This is a genomic window from Methylobacterium sp. Leaf465, assembly GCF_001424705.1.
In the GTDB taxonomy this organism is placed as follows: Bacteria; Pseudomonadota; Alphaproteobacteria; order Rhizobiales; family Beijerinckiaceae; genus Methylobacterium.
Genome location: NZ_LMRA01000014.1, coordinates 21912 through 43312 on the forward strand (window position 1 = coordinate 21912; position 21401 = coordinate 43312).

General features: G+C 69.2%; 17 protein-coding genes and 2 pseudogenes. 10 read left to right on the forward strand and 9 right to left on the reverse strand.

What is annotated here, in order from left to right:
* Window positions 1-22 precede the first annotated feature (22 nt).
* From ASG51_RS11465 to ASG51_RS11480, 4 genes are all read left to right on the forward strand, one after another.
* On the forward strand, window positions 23-1369 hold the full coding sequence (locus tag ASG51_RS11465) for an HlyD family type I secretion periplasmic adaptor subunit (protein WP_056271948.1): 1347 nt from the start codon (window positions 23-25) through the stop codon (window positions 1367-1369).
* A gap of 168 nt (window positions 1370-1537) precedes the next feature.
* Complete coding sequence (locus ASG51_RS11470; RefSeq protein WP_244480132.1) at window positions 1538-2077, forward strand: methanogen output domain 1-containing protein; 540 nt, start codon at window positions 1538-1540, stop codon at window positions 2075-2077.
* Between the two features lie 16 nt (window positions 2078-2093).
* Window positions 2094-3248 carry a sensor histidine kinase gene (locus tag ASG51_RS11475; RefSeq protein ID WP_244480133.1) on the forward strand — a complete coding sequence of 385 codons (1155 nt, stop codon included), beginning with the start codon at window positions 2094-2096 and terminating at the stop codon, window positions 3246-3248.
* Window positions 3238-3915: a response regulator transcription factor gene (locus ASG51_RS11480; protein ID WP_244472526.1), complete on the forward strand. Its 678-nt coding sequence runs from the start codon at window positions 3238-3240 to the stop codon at window positions 3913-3915. The genes ASG51_RS11475 and ASG51_RS11480 overlap by 11 nt, the downstream gene beginning before the upstream one ends.
* Before the next feature lie 254 nt (window positions 3916-4169).
* On the opposite strand, the gene ASG51_RS11485 is transcribed toward ASG51_RS11480, so the two are convergent.
* On the reverse strand, window positions 4170-5048 hold the full coding sequence (locus ASG51_RS11485) for a LysR family transcriptional regulator (RefSeq protein ID WP_056380944.1): 879 nt from the start codon (window positions 5046-5048) through the stop codon (window positions 4170-4172).
* A 203-nt stretch (window positions 5049-5251) separates the two neighbouring features.
* On the opposite strand from ASG51_RS11485, the gene ASG51_RS11490 reads away from it, so the two are divergent.
* From ASG51_RS11490 to ASG51_RS11505, 4 genes and pseudogenes are all read left to right on the forward strand, one after another.
* On the forward strand, window positions 5252-6562 hold the full coding sequence (locus ASG51_RS11490; protein WP_056216510.1) for a dicarboxylate/amino acid:cation symporter: 1311 nt from the start codon (window positions 5252-5254) through the stop codon (window positions 6560-6562).
* Between the two features lie 85 nt (window positions 6563-6647).
* Window positions 6648-7428, forward strand: a pseudogene (locus ASG51_RS11495) (bifunctional allantoicase/(S)-ureidoglycine aminohydrolase).
* A gap of 392 nt (window positions 7429-7820) precedes the next feature.
* The gene (locus ASG51_RS11500; protein ID WP_056348718.1) at window positions 7821-9983 is read left to right on the forward strand and encodes a malate synthase G; all 2163 of its coding nucleotides are present in this window, start codon (window positions 7821-7823) and stop codon (window positions 9981-9983) included.
* Window positions 9984-10089: 106 nt separating this feature from the next.
* Window positions 10090-11679 carry an alkaline phosphatase D family protein gene (locus ASG51_RS11505; protein ID WP_056380946.1) on the forward strand — a complete coding sequence of 530 codons (1590 nt, stop codon included), beginning with the start codon at window positions 10090-10092 and terminating at the stop codon, window positions 11677-11679.
* A gap of 54 nt (window positions 11680-11733) precedes the next feature.
* Here the strand turns inward: ASG51_RS11505 and ASG51_RS11510 are convergent, their stop codons facing one another.
* From ASG51_RS11510 to ASG51_RS11540, 8 genes are all read right to left on the reverse strand, one after another.
* Window positions 11734-13248 (reverse strand): ABC transporter ATP-binding protein, encoded by a 1515-nt coding sequence (locus ASG51_RS11510; protein ID WP_244472547.1) that lies wholly within the window; start codon window positions 13246-13248, stop codon window positions 11734-11736.
* Between the two features lie 117 nt (window positions 13249-13365).
* The gene (locus tag ASG51_RS11515) at window positions 13366-14124 is read right to left on the reverse strand and encodes an isochorismatase family cysteine hydrolase (RefSeq protein ID WP_082513979.1); all 759 of its coding nucleotides are present in this window, start codon (window positions 14122-14124) and stop codon (window positions 13366-13368) included.
* Complete coding sequence (locus tag ASG51_RS11520) at window positions 14121-15149, reverse strand: formamidase (RefSeq protein ID WP_056380948.1); 1029 nt, start codon at window positions 15147-15149, stop codon at window positions 14121-14123. The genes ASG51_RS11515 and ASG51_RS11520 overlap by 4 nt, the downstream gene beginning before the upstream one ends.
* 23 nt (window positions 15150-15172) lie before the next feature.
* Window positions 15173-16093, reverse strand: coding sequence for an ABC transporter permease (locus ASG51_RS11525; RefSeq protein WP_056216489.1), 921 nt, complete (start codon window positions 16091-16093; stop codon window positions 15173-15175).
* 10 nt (window positions 16094-16103) lie between these two features.
* On the reverse strand, window positions 16104-17228 hold the full coding sequence (locus ASG51_RS11530; RefSeq protein WP_056380950.1) for an ABC transporter permease: 1125 nt from the start codon (window positions 17226-17228) through the stop codon (window positions 16104-16106).
* 69 nt (window positions 17229-17297) lie between these two features.
* Window positions 17298-18404, reverse strand: a complete 1107-nt coding sequence (locus tag ASG51_RS11535) for a BMP family ABC transporter substrate-binding protein (protein WP_244472525.1) — start codon at window positions 18402-18404, stop codon at window positions 17298-17300.
* Between the two features lie 288 nt (window positions 18405-18692).
* Complete coding sequence (locus ASG51_RS23395) at window positions 18693-18992, reverse strand: hypothetical protein (protein ID WP_056216496.1); 300 nt, start codon at window positions 18990-18992, stop codon at window positions 18693-18695.
* 866 nt (window positions 18993-19858) lie between these two features.
* Complete coding sequence (locus tag ASG51_RS11540; RefSeq protein ID WP_244476337.1) at window positions 19859-20341, reverse strand: sigma-70 family RNA polymerase sigma factor; 483 nt, start codon at window positions 20339-20341, stop codon at window positions 19859-19861.
* Between the two features lie 707 nt (window positions 20342-21048).
* On the opposite strand from ASG51_RS11540, the gene ASG51_RS11545 reads away from it, so the two are divergent.
* On the forward strand, window positions 21049-21249 hold the full coding sequence (locus ASG51_RS11545; RefSeq protein WP_056216500.1) for a CsbD family protein: 201 nt from the start codon (window positions 21049-21051) through the stop codon (window positions 21247-21249).
* A 57-nt stretch (window positions 21250-21306) separates the two neighbouring features.
* Window positions 21307-21401 (forward strand): annotated as a pseudogene (locus ASG51_RS25040) (CsbD family protein); the annotation flags it as partial.

The following is a 21401-nucleotide window of genomic DNA, read 5'->3' on the forward strand; positions in this document are numbered from 1 at the left end:
CATCCATCGAAGGGACCGGACCATGAGTACGCGAACCATCGGTGTCCATCGCCCCAGGCCTCTCGACGGGATCGACCATGGGACGGACCCCTCCTTCTCCGTCATCCCCCGTATCGCCCTCGGGTTCGCGCTGGGCGTGAGCCTCCTGATCGGGGTGGGAGGATGGGCCGCGACGACCGACCTCAACGGCGCCATCATGGCACCGGGCGCGGTCACCGTCGATCAGAACGCCAAGGCGGTCCAGCACAGGGACGGGGGGGTCGTCGGCGCCATCCTTGTCCGAGACGGGCAGGCCGTGACGGCCGGTCAGATCCTCATCCGCATCGACGACGCCCAGACACGGGCCGAACTGGCGATCGTCCGGGGGCAACTGGTGGAGTTGTCGGCCAAGAAGGCGCGCCTGCTGGCCGAACGGGACGGGCTTCGCGACATCGCCTTCCCCGCGAGCATATCGGACGGCGCCGCGGAGGCGCTGGCCATCCTTGATGGCGAGAGCCGCCTGTTCCGTGGCAACCTCGCCAGCCGCGACAGCCAGCGCCAGCAGTTGGAGTTGCAGATCGGTCAGGTGGCCGAGGAGGTCGCAGGCCTGGTCAAGCAGAAGGATGCCAAGCGGGACGAGCTCGCGATCCTCACGAGCGAGCACGGCAAGCTGCAGGGCCTCGTCGACAAGCACCTGTTCGAGAGTTCGAAGTTCCTGCCCATCAGCCGCGACCGGCACCGCCTGACCGGTGAACAGGGGTCGCTGGAAGCCTCCATCGCCCGGGCCAAGGTGCGCACGAGCGAGATCCGGGTCCAGCTTCTGGCCATCACGGATACCGCGCGCACCGAGGCCCAGAAGGAACTCAGCGTCGTCGATGCCAAGCTCGCGGAATTGGGCAATCGGCGCATCGCCTTGGAGGATCGGCTGACGCGGACCGAGATCCGCGCACCGGCCACGGGCGTCCTGCACGAGCTGAAGGCCTTCACCGTCGGCGGCGTGGTTACGCCGGCGGACGTGCTCGCGACCGTCGTGCCCGCGGACGCCATGCTCCGGATCGAGGTTCGCATTTCTCCGGCGAGCATCGACCAGATCGGTGTCGGCCGTCCGGCCAAGCTGCGGTTCACCGCCTTCAACCAGAGGACGACCCCCGAACTCAAGGGAAAGCTGACCTATGTCTCGCCGTCGACGACCAAAGGCGGCAAGGACGATGCCTTCTACGTCGGGTACGTCGAGCTGAATGAGGGGGAGTTGAACCGTCTGGGCGAGAGAGCCCGCTTGGTGCCCGGCATGCCCGTGGAGGTCCACGTCGCGACCGAGGAGCGCACGGCCCTCTCCTACCTCGTGAAGCCGATCCAGGATCAGTTCACACGCAGCTTCCGGGAGAGATGACAACACATATGATGCAGATAACTGCATATTCCGCCTCGATCTTCAATCGAGTCAGAATATGACGGAAAATATGTCATCCCTCGGTATTCCTACCGACTAAGACTTAGTGGTTTCGCTGCATCGATGTGCTACGAAGGTGGCAATAAGTCTGGAGGGGGGAGGCCGCCGATGTGCCGAGAAGCCGTTGGCATCCCGGATTTCGAGAACGCACCGATTGGCATCGACCGAGAGGATTTCCTCGGCTTGGTTTTCGGTGCCTTCGCCGGCGCCCTGGAGGATACCGTCGGCAGGTCGGAGGCCAGTGGCTTCATCGCCCTGGTCGGCATGGCCGTCTCGGAAGAGATCAAGGCGCGATACCTTCGGGTGGCGGGCCCCCGTCGGCTGGACCTCGTCGCCACCGTGGACGCCATGATCGACCTCAAGCGACGCCTGGGCGGGGATTTCTACGTCATCGAGACGACGCCCCGGCGCATCGTGCTCGGCAACCGACGCTGCCCGTTCGGCGACCTGGTGAAGAGGTCCCCCTCGATGTGCATGGTGACCTCGAACGTCTTTGGTCACATGGTTGCGGAGAGCCAAGGATATGGGCGAATCACGCTTGCAGATACCATCGCCCGCGGCGGCACGGGCTGCCGGATCGTCATTGACCTCGACCCTGATGCCCCCGACGAGGGAGGACAGGACTACTTCGGGACGGGTGACGTCTAGGTCCGACTTCGAGGCCTTGTTCGAGTTCGTCCCCGCTCCAATGCTCATCGTTTGGCGAGGCGGGGAGCTCCAAGCCGCCAACGCCTCGGCGCGCGAGGCGTTGGACGGTCTACGGATCGGCGACGTCCTACCCGTTCAGAAAGCCACCGAGGTGGAGTTCCGTCGCTATCTCGAGCGCTGCGCCTCCTCCTCCGCCACATTGCCCGGAACGCTCTTCCTCCAATGCGAGGACGGAAGTCTCGAGCGCCATTCCTGCCATGGCACGCGCGCGCGATTGGGCGGTTTCGAGGGCGGCTCGCTCGTCGTGCTGCATCTCGACGGGCTGGGGCTCGGCCGTCGGTTCGGGATCCTCGCCTCGAAGCTTTACGATGCCCGACGCGTCATGCTGGAACGCCGGCGGCGCACTCGGGAAATGCAGGCGTTGCTTCAGGAGCGAGAAGACCTGCTTGCTCGGCTCGAGGCGGACGCAGCCGCACGCGTGGGGGCCGAACGGGAACGCGACGAGGTGCTGACGCGGCTGTACCGCGCCGGGCAGGACGAGCGACGTCGGCTCGCGCGCGACCTTCATGATCATGCGGGCCAGCATCTGGTCGCCCTGAATTTCGGATTGCGACGTCTGCTGCCTTACCTCTCCAGCGACGATGCGCGCTCCGAACTCGACCGCCTCCTCGATCAAGCCCAGCAGGTGGGAGAGGCTCTGCGTCGCGTCACCCTGGAATTACGACCCGCGGCGCTCGACGAGTTCGGTTTCGTGACGGCGCTTCGCTACCTCGTGGAGGAGTGGAGCCGCACCACGCGCATCGCGACCGAGTTGCAGGTCAGCGGCAAGGAATTCCACCTGCCCGCCGAGCATGCCATCACGCTCTATCGCATCACGCAGGAGGCGCTCACCAACGTGGCCAAGCACGCGGGGCTGCCGAGCTACGTCTCGGTCGTCCTTCTGTTCAGCCCGGGACGCCTCACCCTCACGGTCGACGACGACGGCACGGGCTTCGAGGCCGACGATGCCTCGTCCCACTTGCTGGTCACCCAGGGCAAGCTCGGATTGATCGGGATGCGCGAACGCATGGCCCTCATCGGAGGCAGCCTGCAAGTCGAGTCCTCGCCCGGACAGGGTACGTCCGTGGTCGCGCGGATACGCCTGGGGAGTGACGTCGACCATGATGCCTGATCGCGCCCCGATCCGCATCGTGCTTGCGGACGACCACCCCGTCTTCCGCCACGGGGTCGCCGACCTCCTCAGCAACACGGGCCTCGTCGAGATCGTCGCGTCGGTGGACGGCGGCACGGCGGCGGTGCAGGCCATCGCGGACCTATCCCCGGACATCGCCATCCTGGACCTTGCCATGCCCGACATGAACGGCGTCGCGGTGATCCGCACGCTCGTCGACCGCCGGAGCAGGACCCGGGCGATCATCCTGAGCGTGTACGAGAGCCGGGTCTATGTCGACCAAGCGTTCGAGGCCGGGGCCTGCGCCTACGTCCTGAAGCGCTCGGCCTTCCTGAACATCGTGCAGGCCGTCGAGGCCGTGCGCGCCGGCGGGACCTACGTCGACCCGCTCCTTCCCGGGCACGGCTCCGCCCACCCAAGCCCGGTCGCCTGGACCCACGCCCACGAGGGCAAGTCCTCGCTCACGGAACGGGAGCGGGAGATCCTGAAATCCGTGGCCTACGGCTACACCAGCAAGGAGATCGGATCCCAGGTCGGGGCAACGGCGAAGGCCATCGAAGCCCAGAAGGGGCGAGCATGCTGCAAGCTGGGCATCACCAGCCGCGCGCAGATCGTCCAGTTCGCCATCCTGCAAGGTTGGCTGCAGGGTGAGATTCCCGTCCGGTGAGATCGTTCTACGGTCGTTCGGGGCGGCCAGGCTCGGTGGGAAACTGAAGGTTGTTCGAGGCCGGGTCGGTCATCTTGGACCGGGCCTCGCGTACTCCCGGCTTCCTACCTGCCGCGGCGGTGAATTCGACGCCGTCATCCTCCAGGGCGCGGCGCACGGCCATGACCGTGTCGTGCCGGGGCCCGATGACCGAACCCCGGTCCTCCGCACCTTTCCTCTCCACGCCCGATACTGCCAGCAGCGGCCTTCGCGAACTATGGTCTGGCGGAGCGAACACGGTCCAGGAAGTTGCCGATCAGAGGCCCGGCCTTCTCCCTCGGCCACAGGGCATAGACGTCGGCGTGGATCGGTTTCCCCCTGATGGGTTTGTAGACGACGTCCGCGTGCGCCAGGCGGGCGACGAATTCCGGAATGATGGCGATCCCGAGCCCCGTCGCGACGAGGCTCGTCAGCGAGGCGGCTTCGACGACCTGATGCGTGATGTCCGGGGTGAACCCGGCTTCGACGCAGCACTCCCAAAGATATTTCGCGAACAGCGAATCCGAGAGCCGCAGGAACACGAACCGCTCGCGGCTCAGATCGGCGAGGTCGATCGCCGCCGTCCTGGCCAGGCGGTGGCCTTTCGGCAGGACGAGGGTGACGGTCTCGCACCAGGCGCGTTCGCTGGCGAGGTCGAGGTCCTGGGGTGGGCTGCGCAGGAAACTGATGTCGGTCTGTCCAGCCTTCAGCATCGAGATCTGGCGGTCCGGCGACATTTCGTGGATCCGCAGATCGACGTCGGGATAGGTGACCGAGAAGTCGCGGATGGCGCGCCCGAGGGGGCCGGCCAGCATCGACCCCGTCAGGCCGACATTGACGATGCCGGCCGCGCCGGCACCGATGGCGCGCGCGCGTCCGATGGCTTCGCCGGACTTGTCCAGGATCTCGCGCGCCTGCGCGAGGAAGTCGGTACCCGCCCGCGTCAACGACACGCGACGCGTCGTCCGTTCGAACAGCGCGGTGCCGATCTCCGCTTCGAGATCGCGGATCTGCTGGCTCAGGGGCGGCTGAGCGACACCGAGGCTCTCGGCGGCGGCGGTGAAGCTGAGATGGCGGGCGACGGCCACGAAGTAGCGGAGGTGCCGGAGTTCCATACGCTCAGTCATAGCGAGAAGATCTCAATCAAGACATATCAAATATTTGACGTCTAGATTTTCTGGCAACATGGTGCCGCCGCAACGGGGACACCCGAACGACCATGCAGGAAAATGCCAGCACGAATCCTGCAGGGCGGACGACACCGCGTCGAACCGGGGTGTCGGGACACGGAACGGCGCGAAGAGGTACAGGCGTTATGATGAAGCGGTTCTTCGCGTCATTGTTCGGGCAGGTTGTCGCCGCCCTGGTGCTCGGCATCGTCCTGGGCATGGTCTGGCCGAACTTTGCGGTCACGCTGAAGCCCCTCGGCGACGGCTTCATCAAGCTGATCAAGATGGCGATCGCACCGCTGGTCTTCGGCGTCGTCGTTCACGGCATCGTCGGCGCCGGCGACCTGCGGAAGGTCGGTCGCGTCGGGCTCAAGTCCCTGATCTACTTCGAGGCGGTGACGACCCTCGCCCTGGTGCTCGGCCTCGTCCTCGCCTACGCGTTCGCCCCCGGCCACGGCATGAACGTCGATGTGGCGACCTTGGACGCGAAATCGATCGCCGGCTACACCGACCGGGTCGGTCAGGTCACGGGAACCGTCGACTTCCTGATGAAGCTCATTCCGACCACGTTGGTCGATGCCTTCGCCAAGGGCGATATCCTGCAGGTTCTCATCATCGCGATCCTGTTCGGCTCCGGCCTGTCCCTTCTGGGCGAGCGCGGCAAGCCGCTGGCCGACAGCCTGGAGCGCATCACGGAGGTTCTGTTCAAGATCATCGGCTTCATCGTCAGGCTCGCCCCGCTCGGCGTGCTCGGCGCCGTCGCCTTCACGGTGGGCAAGTACGGCGTCGGCTCGCTGAAGCAGCTCGGCCTGCTGGTGGTGCTGTTCTACGCGGGCGTGGCGTTCTTCGTCTTCGTGGTGCTCGGCGGCATCCTGCGCCTGGCCGGCTTCAGCATCCTCAAGCTGCTCGCCTACCTGCGCGAGGAACTGACCGTCGTGGCCGGCACCGCCTCCTCGGACTGCGTGCTGCCGCAGGTCATGCGCAAGCTGGAGCGCCTCGGCATCAAGGATTCGACCGTCGGCCTCGTGATCCCGACCGGATATTCGTTCAACCTCGATGCCTTCTCGCTCTACCTGACCCTCGCCACGGTGTTCATCGCCCAGGCCACCAACACGGATCTCTCCTTCGGACACCTGATGCTGATCCTCGGCATCGCGCTCCTGACCTCGAAGGGCGCGCACGGGGTGCCCGGCTCGGCCATCGTCGTGCTGGCCGCCACCCTGTCGGCGGTCCCGGAGATTCCCGTCATCGGACTGGTGCTCGTGCTGTCGATCGATTGGTTCGTCGGCATCGCCCGCGCTCTCGGCAACCTGATCGGCAACTGCGTGGCGACGGTGGTGATCGCCGCATGGGAAGGCGACATCGACCGGGCGCAGGCCCGGCGTGTCCTCGATGGCCACGGTACGACGGACACGGCCGCGATCCTCGAGACGCCGATCGCGGAACCACGTTCGGCCTGACGCCCCCCGACACCTGCCCCATGCGGTGGCACGGCTGCCAAGCCGGGCTGCCGCCAGTCCAACCCGGATCATCGGAGACGCCTTCATGACCGCCTCGCCCKACAACCCGCCCTGCGGCGGCCTGCCGCCCCAGACCGCGCTGATGACCGGCAGGGCCGTGTTCACCGAGGCCTACGCCGTCATCCCCCGGGGCGTGATGTCGCCCCCTCTCGGGCTTCTCCGAGACCTTCGCCCAGTACCTCGTCACCCTCGCCCCCGGCGGCGGCAGCGAGCGGCCCGAACCCGACCCCGAGGCCCAGGCCGTGCTGTTCGTCGTCGAGGGACAGGCCCGCCTCGTCCGCGACGGACAGGTCCACGCCCTCACCCCCGGCGCCTACGCCTACCTGCCCCCCGGCACCACCTGGAGCCTGCGCAACGACGGGGCCGGACCGACCCGCTTCCACTGGATCCGCAAGGCCTACACCCCCGTGCCCGGCCTCGAGGTGCCCCCCGCCTTCGTCACTCACGAGACCGCCGTCGCCCCCGTGCCCATGCCCGGCACCGACGGGGCCTGGGCCACCACCCGCTTCGTCGCCCCCGACGATCTGCGCCACGACATGCACGTCAACATCGTCGCCCTGCGCCCCGGCGCCTCGATCCCCTTCGAGGAGACCCACGTCATGGAGCACGGCCTCTTCATCCTCGAGGGCAAGGCCGTCTACCGCCTCAACCGGGACTGGGTCGAGGTCCAGGCCGGAGACTTCCTCTGGCTGCGCGCCTACTGCCCCCAGGCCTGCTACGCCGGAGGACCCGGACCCTTCCGATACCTCCTCTACAAGGACGTCAACCGGCACGCCCCCCTCTCACCCTTCCGGGGCCGGCGATGATCGGCGGAGGGCGGAGCGCGACGCGGCGCCCTCCCGCCCCTGGCTGACCCGGGCCCGCATCGTGCGCGCCCGTGCGGCGATCCGGACGATCGCCCGCCGCCCCCCCGAGCGCGCCTCTGCGCCCCGGGGCCGGGCGGGAGGCCCCGGGGCCGACAACCCTCCGGGTTTGTCGATCTCGGTCGGCGCGTCTATTGCGTGGCCCTCCGGACACCGGCTCGGAGCTTTCCGCACCCCGGCGCGGGCGGCCCTCGCCGAGACGACGGTCGCAGGGACGTCGTCGGGCTTCGGGACGCCCTGCGCGAGAACTCGAGACCGGGCGTTCGACATCGGTGGGTTGGCGACGACCGCGGCCGGTGGCATTCCAGCGCAAACCTTCCGTGAATGGATTGAAGATGGATCGAATGGATATCGGCGGCCTCGCCGTCGCCCGCGTGCTGTACGATTTCGTCGCGGAGGAGGCCCTGCCCGGGACCGGCATCTCGCCCGAGGTGTTCTGGGGCGGCCTCGGCGCGATCGTGCGCGACCTGACGCCGAAGAACCGGGCCCTGCTGGCCAAGCGCGACACGCTCCAGGGGCAGCTCGACGCCTGGCACCGGGAGCGGGCCGGCAAGCCGTTCGATCCGGCGGCCTACAAGGCGTACCTGAAGGACATCGGCTATCTGCTGCCCGATCCGGGACCGGTGGCGGTGCGGACGGAGAACGTCGACGACGAGATCGCCCGCATCGCCGGGCCGCAGCTCGTCGTGCCGGTCTCGAACGCCCGCTACGCCCTCAACGCCGCCAATGCCCGCTGGGGCTCGCTCTACGATGCCCTCTACGGCACCGACGCGGTCTCGGAGGAGGGCGGCGCGATCCGCAGCGGCGGCTACAACCGCGCCCGCGGCGCCCGGGTCGTGACCCGCGCCCGCAGCTACCTCGACCGCTTCGTGCCGCTGGCCGGCGGCCGCCATGCCGACGTGGTCACCTATGCGGTCGAGCAGGGCGGGCTCGTCGGCAACATGAACACCGGAGAGACCGTCCCGCTCGCGCGACCGGATCTCTTCGTGGGCTATCGCGGCCGGGCCAGCATGCCCGCCTCCCTGCTCCTGCGGCACCACGGGCTGCACGTCGAGGTCGTCCTCGACCGGACGCATCGGATCGGTCGCTTCGATGCGTCCGGCGTCGCCGACATCCTGCTGGAATCGGCCGTCTCGACGATCATGGACCTCGAGGATTCCGTGGCCACGGTCGATGCCGACGACAAGGTCGTTGTCTACCGCAACTGGCTCGGCCTGATGAACGGGACCTTGACGGCCTCCCTCCACAAGGACGGCCGCACCCTGGAGCGGCGCCTCAACCCCGACCGGCACTACATCGCGCCGAACGGCGGCGAGGTGGTGGTGCCGGGCCGCTCCCTGATGCTGGTGCGCAATGTCGGCCACCACATGGACACCGATGCGGTGCTCGACGCCGAGGGCCGCGAGATCCCCGAGGGCATGCTCGACGCCGCGGTCACCGCGATGATCGCGATCCACGATCTCAAGGGGGATTCCGGCCTGCGCAACAGCCGGCGCGGTTCGGTCTACATCGTCAAGCCGAAGATGCACGGGCCCGAGGAGGTCGCCTTCGCGGTCGAACTGTTCGGACGCGTGGAGGCCATGCTGGGTCTCGACGCGAACACCCTCAAGATGGGCATCATGGACGAGGAGCGCCGCACCACGGTCAACCTCGCCGCCTGCATCGCGGCCGCGGCCGAGCGGGTCGTGTTCATCAACACGGGCTTCCTCGACCGCACGGGGGACGAGATCCACACCGCGATGGAGGCCGGCCCGGTCATTCGCAAGAACGACATGAAGGCGACGCCCTGGATCAAGGGCTACGAGGAGAACAACGTCGATGTCGGCCTCGTCTGCGGCCTGCTCGACCGGGCGCAGATCGGCAAGGGCATGTGGGCGGCCCCCGACGCCATGGCCGACATGCTGATGCAGAAGGGCGCCCACCCCAAGGCGGGCGCGAGCACGGCCTGGGTGCCGTCGCCCACCGCCGCGACCCTGCACGCGCTGCACTATCACGAGACCGACGTGCGGGCGCGGCAGGTGGAACTCGCCCGCCGGCCGCGCTCGGCCCTCGACGAGATCCTCGAGATCCCGCTGGCCCGGTCGAACTTCGCCCCCGACGACGTGGCCCAGGAGATCGACAACAACGTCCAGGGCATCCTCGGCTACGTCGTCCGCTGGATCGACCAGGGGGTGGGCTGCTCGAAGGTGCCGGACATCCATGATGTCGGGCTGATGGAGGACCGGGCGACCTTGCGGATCTCGTCGCAGCACATCGCGAACTGGCTCCATCACGGCGTCGTCAGCGAGGAGCAGGTGATGACGGCGCTCAAGCGGATGGCGAAGGTGGTCGATCGCCAGAACGCCGGCGATCCGCTCTACCGCCCCATGGCCCCGGACTACGACGGCCCGGCCTTCCAGGCAGCCAGCGACCTCGTCTTCAAGGGCCGCGCGCAGCCGAACGGCTACACGGAATGGATCCTCACCGAGCGCCGCCGCGCCGCGAAGGCGGCCCGCTAGACCGGCATCGGATCCACGCGAACCGGGTTAGGGACGGCGCGGGCAGCGTCGTCAGGGCGTCAGACAGATGCGCCATAGCGGAGCCTCCGGAAGGGAGTCCGCCGCCATGTCCGCCTCGTCCCGTTCCAGCCTGCCCCGTCGTCCGTTCCTGACCGGGGCCGCCGCCGGCCTCGTCGGTCTCGGCACCGGCGTCGTCCGGCCCGGCCTCAGCCGGGCCGCGGACCGCCCGGTCCTCACCCACGGTCTGCAATCCGGTGACGTCGACGGCACCTCCGCCGTGGTCTGGGCCCGGGCCGACCGCCCCTGCCGGGCGATGATCGCGTGGTCGACGACGGAAAGCTTTGCGGACATTCGCGGCGGCATCTTCGCCGATGCCCTGCCGGCGAGCGACGGCACCGTGAAGGTCGCCCTGACGGACCTGCCGCCGGGCCAGGACGTGTTCTACCGGGTCCGCCTGCAGGATCTCGCCGCGCCGACGATCCTCGGGGCGCCGCAGGTCGGGCGCTTCCGCACGGCGCCCGCCGAGCGCCGCTCGGTCTCGTTCTGCTGGTCCGGCGACACGGCCGGCCAGGGCTGGGGCATCGACGAGGCCCGGGGCGGGATGACGATCTACGCGGCCATGCTGCGCAACCGGCCGGACTTCTTCCTGCATTCCGGCGACACGATCTACGCCGACGGACCGATCGTACCGGAGGTGCGCCTGCCCGACGGCACCCTCTGGCGCAACCGCGTGACCGAGGCGGTGGCGAAGCCGGCCGAGACCCTGGAAGAGTTTCGCGGACGCTACCGCTACAACCTCACCGACGCGAACGTGCTGGCGATGAACGCCGAGATCCCGATCTTCGCACAGTGGGACGATCACGAGGTCACCAACAACTGGTGGCCGGGCGAGCCCCTGACCCGGGCCGAACACCTGCGGAAGGCCTATCGCGACCCGAACGTGCTGGCGCTTCAGGTCCGCGCCGCGCGCGCCTTCCACGAATACATGCCGATGCGCTTCGCGCCCTCGGAGCCCGGCCGCGTCTACCGTAAGATCTCGCATGGGCCGCTGGTCGACGTGTTCCTGCTCGACATGCGCTCCTATCGCGGGCCGAACGGCGAGAACCGGCAGACCACCTACGGACCGGAGGCTCACTTCCTCGGCCCGGCGCAGGTCGCCTGGCTCAAGCGCGCGCTCCTCGCCTCCCGCGCGACCTGGAAGGTGATCGCGGCCGACATGCCGATCGGGCTCGTCGTCCCCTACGATTCTCAGCCGCCCTTCGGGTCGGAGGCCGTCGCGCAGGGCGACGGGCCGCCGCTGGGCCGGGAACTCGAGATCGCCGACCTCCTGCGCTTCCTGCGGGATGCGGGCATCCGCAACACGGTCTGGCTGACGGCGGACGTGCACTACGCGGCGGCGCATTACTACGATCCGAACCGGGCGCGATTTCAGCAGTTCGAGCCGTTCTGGGAGTTCGTCGCAGGCCCGCTGCATGCCGGGACCTTCGGTCCCAACGCCCTCGACGACACCTTCGGGCCCCAGCTGCGCTTCGCCAAGGCCCCCCCGCCGGGCCAGACCAACCTCTCGCCCGCCGCGGGCTACCAGTTCTTCGGCCATGTCGCGGTCGAGGGCGCGACGGAGCAGATGACCGTCACCCTGAAGGACGCCGCCGATACCGCGCTCTGGTCGGTGACCCTCGACCCCGTGCGGACCTAGCCTGCCGGACCGGACACGCCCGGCAGCGTCGGGCCGATACGGCCGTGTCGCGCCTCAGTGATGCCCCGCCATGTGGCGACCGATGCTGCGGGCGTCGGCCTCGGCGCGACTCACCGCGTGCACGATGCGGCCGTCGGACATCACCACGATGCGGTCCGAGAGTTCCAGGATCTCGTCGAGATCCTCGCTGATCAGCAGGACCGCCGCCCCGGCGTTGCGGGCCGCCAGGATCCGGGCCCGGATCTCGGCGACGGCGGTGAAGTCGAGCCCGAAGCAGGGATTGGCGACGACGAGGAGGTCGACCGGGTCGGTGAGTTCGCGCGCCAGCACGGCCCGCTGCACGTTCCCGCCGGACAGGGTGGCGATCGGCGCCTCGGCGGAGGCGGTCTTCACCCCGAAGCGCGCGATGAGGTCCCGGGCGCGGCGGCGCATGGCGCCGGTGTCGAGCCAGACGGTCGGCCGCCCCGGGACCGCGCCCCCCTCGGAGGCGCCACGCTCCGCGCGCCGGTCGAAGGCCCGGAAGGCCAGGTTCTCCGCGACCGACATGCGCGGCGCGCAGGCATTGCGCAGCGGCTCCTCCGGGATGACGCGGACCCGCCGCGCCCGGCTCTGCGCGCGCCGTCCGTCATAGGCCTCGCCCCCGACCTCCACCCGGCCAGCGGCCGCCCGGATCTGGCCGCCGAGCACGTCGGCGAGTTCCTTCTGGCCATTGCCCGAGACCCCGGCGACGCCGACGATCTCGCGGGCCTGCACCGCGAGGGCGTCGACGGCGAGGTGACGCAGGCCGGAGGCATCGGTGGCGCGCAGATCCGCGATGCGCAGGACGACCCGGTCCGGGTCGGGCCGACCGACGCGGTTGGGGGCGGCGCGCACCGGGCGGGCGCCCATCATCATCGCCGCCATGTCGTCCCGGCTGAGTTCGCCGACCCGTCCGCCGCCCGCGAGCGTGCCGCGGCGCAGGACGCTGACGCTGCGGGCGAACGCCTCGACCTCGCGGAACTTGTGGCTGATCATCAGCACCGTCAGCTCGCGCCGGTCCGCCATGGCGCGCAGGAGGCCCAGCACCTCCTCGGCCTCCGCCGGCGTCAGCACCGAGGTCGGCTCGTCGAGGATCAGGAACCGGGCCTTGAGGAAGAGCTGCTTGATGATCTCGAGCTTCTGCTTCTCCCCGGCCGCGAGCTCGGCCACCGGGCGTTCGAGGTTCAGCCGGAACGGCATCCGTTCCATGAAGGCGGCCAGCGCCGCACGCTCGGCGCGCCAGTCGATCACCGCCGGCACCCGGGGCCGGGCGATGACGAGATTCTCGAGGCCCGTCAGGGACGGCACCAGGGTGAAGTGCTGGTAGACCATGCCGAGGCCGCGGGCCTGGGCACCCTTCGGGTTGGTGATCGCGACCTCGCGGCCATCCACCAGGACGCTGCCCGCGCTCGGCGCGTAGAAGCCCATGATGCACTTCACCAGGGTCGACTTGCCCGCGCCGTTCTCGCCCAGCAGCGCGTGGAAGCCGCCCGCCTCGATCTTCATCGAGACGTCGTCGAGGGCCGCGAAGGTGCCGAAGCGCTTCGACATGCCGATGGTCTCGACCGCGATGGCACCGGGCGGCGGGGCCTCGGGCACCACCGCTGCCGCGTCTTCGTCCCGGGGCACCACGTTACGAACCGATTGCGGGAAGGGCACCATCGCGGATCATCCCATCGCCACCAGGAGGGCCTCGGAGGTCGCCACGGCGCCGAAGACGCCGCCCTGCATCGTCACCATCCTGAGGGCGGCCTCGTGGTTGCCCCGGTCGGTGGCCGCGCAGGCGTCGGAGACGATCACGCATTCGAAGCCGCGGTCGTTGGCCTCGCGCATCGTGGTGTGGACGCAGACATCCGTGGTGATCCCCGTGAGGATCAGGTTGCGGATGCCGCGCCGCCCGAGGATCAGCGTCAGGTCGGTGGCGCAGAACGAGCCCTTGCCGGGCTTGTCGATGACGGGCTCACCGGGCATGGGCGCCAGTTCGGGGATGATCTCCCAGCCCGGCTCGCCCCGCACCAGCACGCGCCCGCAGGGCCCGGGATCACCGATGCCGGCTCCGATCCGGCGCGAGCGCCAGCGCTTGTTCTCGGGCAGGTCCGCCAGGTCCGGGCGGTGGCCCTCGCGGGTGTGGATGACGGGGTAGCCGAGGCGCCGGGCCGCCGCGAGCAGGCGGCCGATCGGCTCGATCGGCGCCCGGGTCAGGCCGATATCGTAGCCCATGGCGTCGACGTAGCCGCCGGGACCGCAGAAATCGATCTGCATGTCGATGATGACGAGGGCGGTGTTGTCGGGCCTCAGTGCCCCGTCGAAGGGCCAGGGATAGGGCTCGGCGGCGGCGTAGCGCGCCGCGTCCACCGCCGTCGGGGCGAGGGGCGCCGCCGGCACGGTAAGGGGCGTCGCCGGCACGGTGAGGGGCGCCGCGCTCATTCCGCCGCCTCCCGGGCGTCCGGGGTCTGTCCGGCGCCGTAGGACCGGGTGGGCGCGGCGAACCCGCAGGAGGTGCCGTCGACGACCTTGACCCCGTCCTCCCACGGCAGGCGGTAGCGGCCGGCGGCGAGGTCCTGCATGTAGGTGTAGGGGCAGTCCCCGGCGCCGCCCTTCACGGCCGTGTAGCCGCGGTGTCCGAGCTGGTAGATGTTGTTCTCGACGCCCCAATGCAGGCGCGCCTCGCGCACGAGGTCGGGCCGGACCTCCGCCGTGATGATCTCGTCGACGCGCCCCGTGGTGCCGTGGGCGATGATCTGACCGTCGAAGTTGACGATCATGCCCTCGCCCATGGAGTCGAACGAGCCATCCGAACCGCACAGGCAGACGTTGGCGGTGACCATCAGGTTGCAGAAGGCGTTCGACTGGTTGGTGAAGCGCCAGGACTCGCGGATCGGCGCCGTGTAGCCGGCCGTGCGGATCATGATCTCGGCGCCCTTGTAGGCGCATTCCCGGGCCATCTCGGGGAACATCCCGTCGTGGCAGATGATGAGGGCGATCTTGGCCCCGCGCGGCCCCTCGATGACCGGGATGCCGATGTCGCCGGGCTCCCAGGGCTCGACGGGCACCCAGGGGTGCATCTTGCGGTAGGAGAGCTTCACCGCGCCGGCATCGTCGATGATGATGCCGGTGTTGAACGGGTTTCCGTGCGGGTTGACCTCCATGAGGGAGAAGCAGCCCCAGATCCGGTTGTCGCGGCAGGCCTTCGCGAAGGCCGCGACCTCCGGGCCGTCCATCCGGCACAGGATGTCGGGGTTGGTGTCCATCGACAGGCCGTGGAGGGCGTATTCGGGGAAGACCACGAGGTCCATGGTGGCGAGGTTGCGCCGGGCCTTGCCGACCATGTCGACGATGCGCTGCGTCTGCGCGGCGAGGTCCGCCGGCGTGGCGACGGTCGGCAGTTGCAGCTGCACCAGCCCGAGCACGACGCCGTTCGGGGATTTGTTGAGGCCGCCAAGTCCGTTCATCGGAGATACCTGATTGCTGAGGTTTACTTCGCTTGGCCGAGTTCGCCCGGCGCTCCCGCCAGGGCGTGGTTCGGTGACGAGGTGGCGATGAGGACGCCGAGGGTGAGGACGTAGGGCGCGGCGTAGAACAGGTAGTAGCCCTGCGAGACCCCCACCGACTGGAGCGCCGGGCCGAGGGCCCCGGCCCCGCCGAACAGCAGCGCCGCGCCGAAGCAGGCCAGGGGGTTCCAGCGGGCGAAGACCACGAGGGCGACGGCCATCAGGCCCTGCCCGGAGGAGATGCCCTCGTTCCACGAGCCCGGATAATAGAGCGACAGGTAGGCGCCCCCGATGCCGGCGAGCACCCCGCCGGCTCCGGTCGCCAGCAGCCGGACACGGTCGACGTCGTAGCCCATGGCCCGGGCCGCCTCGGCGCTGTCGCCGACGATGCGGACCACGAGGCCGGTGCGGGTGTTGCGGAACCCCCACCACAGGACGAGGCTGAGCACCGCCCCGATCAGGAACAGAACGTTGACCTGGAGGGCGGCGCGGATCTGGGGCAGGTCGGACCAGTTGCCGAAGGGGATCGCCGGCAGCTGCGGCGCCGAGGGCTGGATGAAGGCCTTGCCGAAGAAGAACGCGAGGCCCGAGCCGAACAGCATCAGGGCGATGCCGAGCGCCACGTCGTTGACCCGCGGCAGCCGGCAGATCCAGCCATGGACGAGGCCGAACAGCCCCCCCGCCGCGCCCGCCACCGCGACGCCGGCCCAGGCCGAGCCGGTCAGCACCGCCGTGGCGTAGGCCGACATCGCCCCGAACACGAGTGTGCCCTCGAGGCCGAGATTGATCCGGCCCGAGCGCTCCGTGATCGTCTCGCCGAGGCTGACGAACAGGAACGGCGTCGAGACCCGGATGGCCCCGCCGATCACCGCGATGAGGACGTTCCAGAGGCCGAGGTCGCTCATGCAAAGTCGCTCATGGCACGGTCTGGCTCGCGGCGGCGCGCTTCTCGCCCCAGAGATGCGGACTGAACGGCTTGAAGCGCCCGTACAGCGTCTCGCCCACGAGGACGAGGAGGAAGAGCAGGCCCTCCAGCAGCAGGATGGTGGCGTCCGGCAGGTGCAGGCGGCGCTGGATCAGGCCGCTCGACGCCTCGATCCCGCCGAGCAGGAAGGCGACGGGCGGAATCGCCAGGGGGTTCTGGCGGGCCAGGAACGCGACGAGGATACCGGTATAGCCGTAGCCGGCGATCAGCGACGCGTTGGCGTTGCCGTGGACGGCCGCGACCTCGAAGAATCCGGCCAGGGCCGCCAGCGCCCCCCCGAGGGCAGTGAATCCGGCGATCAGGCGCCCGACCGGCAGGCCCTGGATCTGGGCCGCGCGCACGTTGCCGCCGGCGATGCGGGCGGCGAAGCCCAGGGTGGTGCGCTCGGTCAGGAGCCAGGCGAGGAGGCAGGCCACAACCCCGACGCCGAGGCCCCAATGCACCTCCAGGCCCGGCATCGGGCCGACCCGGAAGGCCTCGTCGATGGTCCGGGTCGACGGCTTGTTGAGGCTGCCGGGATCGCGCAGCAGGCCCTCGATCAGGTGGTTGGCGAGCGCGATGGCGATGTAGGACATCAGCAGGCTGGCGATGGTCTCGTTGACGCCGCGCCAGGCCCGCAGGGCGCCCACCGCCCCGAGCCAGAGCGCCCCGGTCAGGAAGGCGGCCAGCGCCATGGCGGCGATGCCGAGGCCGGAGGCTGCGCCCGACAGGGGCGCGGCCACCGCCGCCGCGGCGAGGCCGCCGAGCACGATCGCGCCCTCGCCGCCGATGACCACGAGGCCGAGGCGGGCGGGCAGGGCCACGCAGAGGGCCGCGAACAGCAGGGGCGCGGCGCGCTGGAGGCTGTTCTGCAGGGCGAAGGCGGACCCGAAGCCGCCCCGGTAGACGAGGTCGAGGAAGGCCGCCGGCGATTTGCCGAGGCTCAGGAGGAACAGGCTGAACAGGCCGAAGCCGAGGGCGAGCGCCCCGAGCGGGATGGCGAGCGCCTCCGCCCGGCGCGCGCCCCAAGCCCGCAGGGGCAGGCTGGCCGAGGGGCGCGACCCTGCCACGACCATGTCCGACGGAGCAGTCTCGGCAACCACGGCTCTTCCTCCCGCTGGTGGCGTGCGTGACGGACACGTCCCTCAGGCCGAGCCCTTCACGCCCTCGACGAGGTAGCCGGTGCTCTCGAGTTCGGGCGCGTTCTCGGCAAAACCCTTGCCGGCCTCGGCGATCGCGTTGCCCTTGTTGTCCTTGAGCGGCCCCCGGATGATGGCGAACCCGCCCTTCATCATCTCGGCCTTGACCGCATCCGCGTTCTTGCGCGCCGCCTCCGAGACGGCAGGGCCGTAGGGGCTCATCCGGACGAAACCGTCCGCCAGACCGCCGCGCAGGAAATTCGGGGGCGCCTTGCCCGCCTGCATGTCGGCGACGAAGCCCTTGTAGATCGGGGCCCAGTCCCACTCGGCGCCGGTGAGGTACCGGTCCTTGGCGAGGGCCGACTGGTCGGCATGGTAGCCGCAGACGTAGGCGCCGCGCCGGGCGGCGGTCTCCACCGTCACCTTCGGGCTGTCGACGTGGCAGGTGATGACGTCGGCGCCGCCATCGATCAGCGCGTTGGTGGCCTCCGCCTCCTTCACCGCCAGCGACCACTCGCCGGTGAAGATGACCTGGCAGGTGATCGACGGGTCGACGCTGCGGGCGCCGAGCAGGAAGCCGTTGATGTTGTTGAGGACTTGGGGGATCGGCTTGGCCGCCACGAAGCCGAGCTTCTTCGACTTCGTGGCGTGCGCCGCCACGATGCCGTTCAGGTACTGGCCCTGCGCGATGTAGCCGAAATAGGAGCCGGCGTTCTTCGGGTTCGCCTCGGTCCAGAGGCCGCCGCAATGGCGGAACTGCACCGTCGGGTTCTTCCTGGCCTCGATCAGCACGTGGGGATCGAAGTACCCGAAGGAGGTCGGCAGGAGCAGGCTCGCCCCGTCCATGTTGATCATGCTCTCCATGGTCTTCTGGACGTCGTTGGTCTCGCGGACGTTCTCCTCCTCGACCACCTCGACCCCGGGCAGCCCCTTCAGGGCCGCCGCGCCCTTCGCATGGGCCTGGTTGTAGCCGTAATCGTCCTTGGGGCCGACATAGATGACGCCGACGGTCATCGGCCCGGCCGCCCGGGCGCCCGTCGACGCCAGGGCCGAGAGGCCGAGAACGGCGGTGCCGCCCAGGAGGGTTCTGCGCGAGATCGACTGATGAGCCACGGGGCCTCGTTCCATCGTTTGGCGAGCGATGGGGGAGACCATTGCAAGGTCTGGGCCGCAGTGCGGGCGCGCGGACCCTGGACTTTTCCATCAGGTCGGACGTCGGATGCCACCGTCCGGGCCAGGGCGACGGTGCTCCGATGGGCGACCCGGCCGACCCGGCCGCGGCCCACGCATCCCCGCGGAGCGCGGCGGCACGTGTCCCATGGGGCATGCCGATGACGCCGGCCTTGGGAACGAAAAGGGCGCCCGGTTCGAACCGGGCGCCCAGTTCACGCCGACCGCGCCTTACCAGCGGTGATGCCAGCCCACGTGGCGGTAGCCGCCGTGCCAGCCCCAGGGCCGGTGATATCCGACGGGGCGGTAGCCGCCCCAGCGGTGCCACCGCGGGCCATACCAGCCGACGCGGCGGTAGCCGTAGACGATGGGGCGGGCCAGGATGGGGCGATAGATTACGTTCGGACGGCAATATCCGTAGTAGCCGCGATGCCCCCCGGGTCCACACCCGTCACGAGCCTCGGCGGCACCGACGGTCGCGGCCATCGTACCCAGTGCAAGAACGGCTGCGCCAGCAAGTTTCAGTCGCATTCGCATCTCCTCTGTTGCGGTAGCCTATAAACACACGCCCCGTCACGACGGTTGCGCACTTATAGCCTGGTATATGTTACGAATTGTATCTCCGCTCAGATCAGACCGGGCGCGCATCCGGCCGATCCCGATCGAAGACAGATCAGCGCCGGCCGACCGTCTCGTCAGCCGGTCCTGCGGGACGTCCCGCGGACAGAGCCCGTCACCGGTTCGGACAAATCCAGACACCGGTTCCCTCCGAGCCGCGCAGCCGGGCCTGGACGGCCGCGCGCGTCAGGCCGCGGCCGACGATGCGGCCCTCCGGGACGAGGCGGCATCGCGGGCGGGGTGTCGTCCGGGATGCGCTGAGGCCTGTCGACATCGGCCATGCGACCTTCCGGTGCTTCTGCCATGATCGGTCGTCCCATGATCGCCGCAAGACGGTCTTCACGAAGCGTTGGAAGCGGTCTCGAACCCGGACGGGACCTTGGGGCCGGGCCTTGCGCCCGGAGTGGCGCGATGCCCGGCCCTGCGGCCATGCCGAACCTGATCGGGGGACTCATGAGGCCCGGCACAACGCTGCGAATATCTGGGACGCGACAGTTGTTACGTCGACGATCGGCGATGCCGTCGAGATATGCGCGCCATCGGTGTGCTCAATGGTGCAGATGCATCATTTTGCTCGGATTTTACCGGGTCAGATGCAGTTTTATTGCTTGCTGTCCTCGTGCCGCGGATGAGGCATGATGCCGATGAGCCGCCGCGCCTCGCGAAGACGGCGGGACCCGGCGCCCCGGGTCGAAAGGCGAGGGGCCGGGCGATGGCCGCCTGGGCGCGCGCGCCGATGCGGTCGGGTTCGAACGGCGATGCGGAGGAGTCCGAGTCGCTCATGCCGCCCCCATGGCCTTGGCCAGGCGTTCGCGGGCGCGGCTGACGCGGCTCTTCACGGTGCCGGTCTGACATCCCAGGACGACCGCGGCCTCGTCGTAGAGCAATCCGTCGACCATCACGAGGAGCAGCGTCTCGCGGTGTTCGGCCGTCAGGCCGTTCAGGGCGGCCTGAAGCTCGATCAGTCCGACACGATGCTCCTGCTCGGGCTCCAGTCGCAGGGTCGCCGCGAAGGCACCGTCGACGTCCTCGACCTCGCGGCGAAGCCGCTTGCGCTGATTGAGGAAGGTGTTCCGCAGGATCGTGAACAGCCAGGCGATCAGCCTTGTCCCCGGCTCGAACCGGGCCCGGTTCTCCCAGGCCCGCAGGAGGGTGGTCTGAACGAGGTCGTCGGCCTCGGCGGCGTTCTGGCACTGGGAGAAAGCATACCGGCGAAGCCGCGGAACGGCGGCGATCAGGTCGGTCCGGAACGGATCGGGCACCTGTCCGTCCGCCTGCGCCGCGCACAGCGCACTTCGCAGCCGAACCAGAACCTGACCGAGACGGGAATCCGCCGCGACGTCACCGGGGAACGGAACAATCTCGTTCAATCGCCGGCCGATCAAATCCTGAATCGGTCGTGGCAATCCCTGACCGTCCGAAGAGGATTTCGGCACTCTGACATCTGTCTGCACGGATGATCGCCCTCGGGTCTGGAACAGACGATGATGTGCTCGGCGCTGAAGAAGCCGAAGCTGCTGGAGGCTTGTGATTGGGCAATCACATTCACGTCAATGATCCAGATATACCAGACAATCGCGGATCGGACGCGGAACTGCCTTCCCACGCACTTGTTACGACCGGGACTTGGAAAGCGGCGCGGTGCGCCATGGGAGATCCAGTGACACTCGGCGTCGACACGCAGGACCACGTACGGACGAGGGCCGACCCGGAAGGGGCCTGGAGCCCGGGGACACGTGGCGGCCCAGGGATCTTCGTCGGGGAACGCGGCCTCCGTCGCGCTCGCCGCAACCCGGTTGAAACGCCGACATCCAGGTAGATAAACCCGGCCTACCGGTACGCCTGCATCATTGATGGGGGTTCGTCCGGGACCATCTGTGGGTCCAGCGAACGGCCGCGACCTGCGCGGCGATGTCCCTCCCGCCCGTTGGCCCGCCGCGGCCCCGTCCATCCCATCCCTGAGGATCCCATGCGTCCCACCAAGCCCTCCGCACCCGGTTCTGCCCCCGCTTCGACCGACGCGGTCAAGGGCTCGGTCAAGGAAGCCATCGGGAAGCTGATCGGCGACCGGCAGGTCGAGGCCGAGGGTCGGTCCCAGCAGGAATCCCCCCTGTCCGACGGTCCCCCGAAGACCCGCCCGAAGTCGGACAAGACCAACCCCAAACCCTAGCTTCGGCCGCGCGCCGCGCGACGAACCCCAGCCACGAACACAGCAAGGACAATCATCATGGTCGACACGGATCGCATCACGGGCGCCGCCAAGGAGCTCGGCGGCAAGGTTCAGGGCACGGTGGGCGATCTCACCGGCTCGAAGCGGGACTC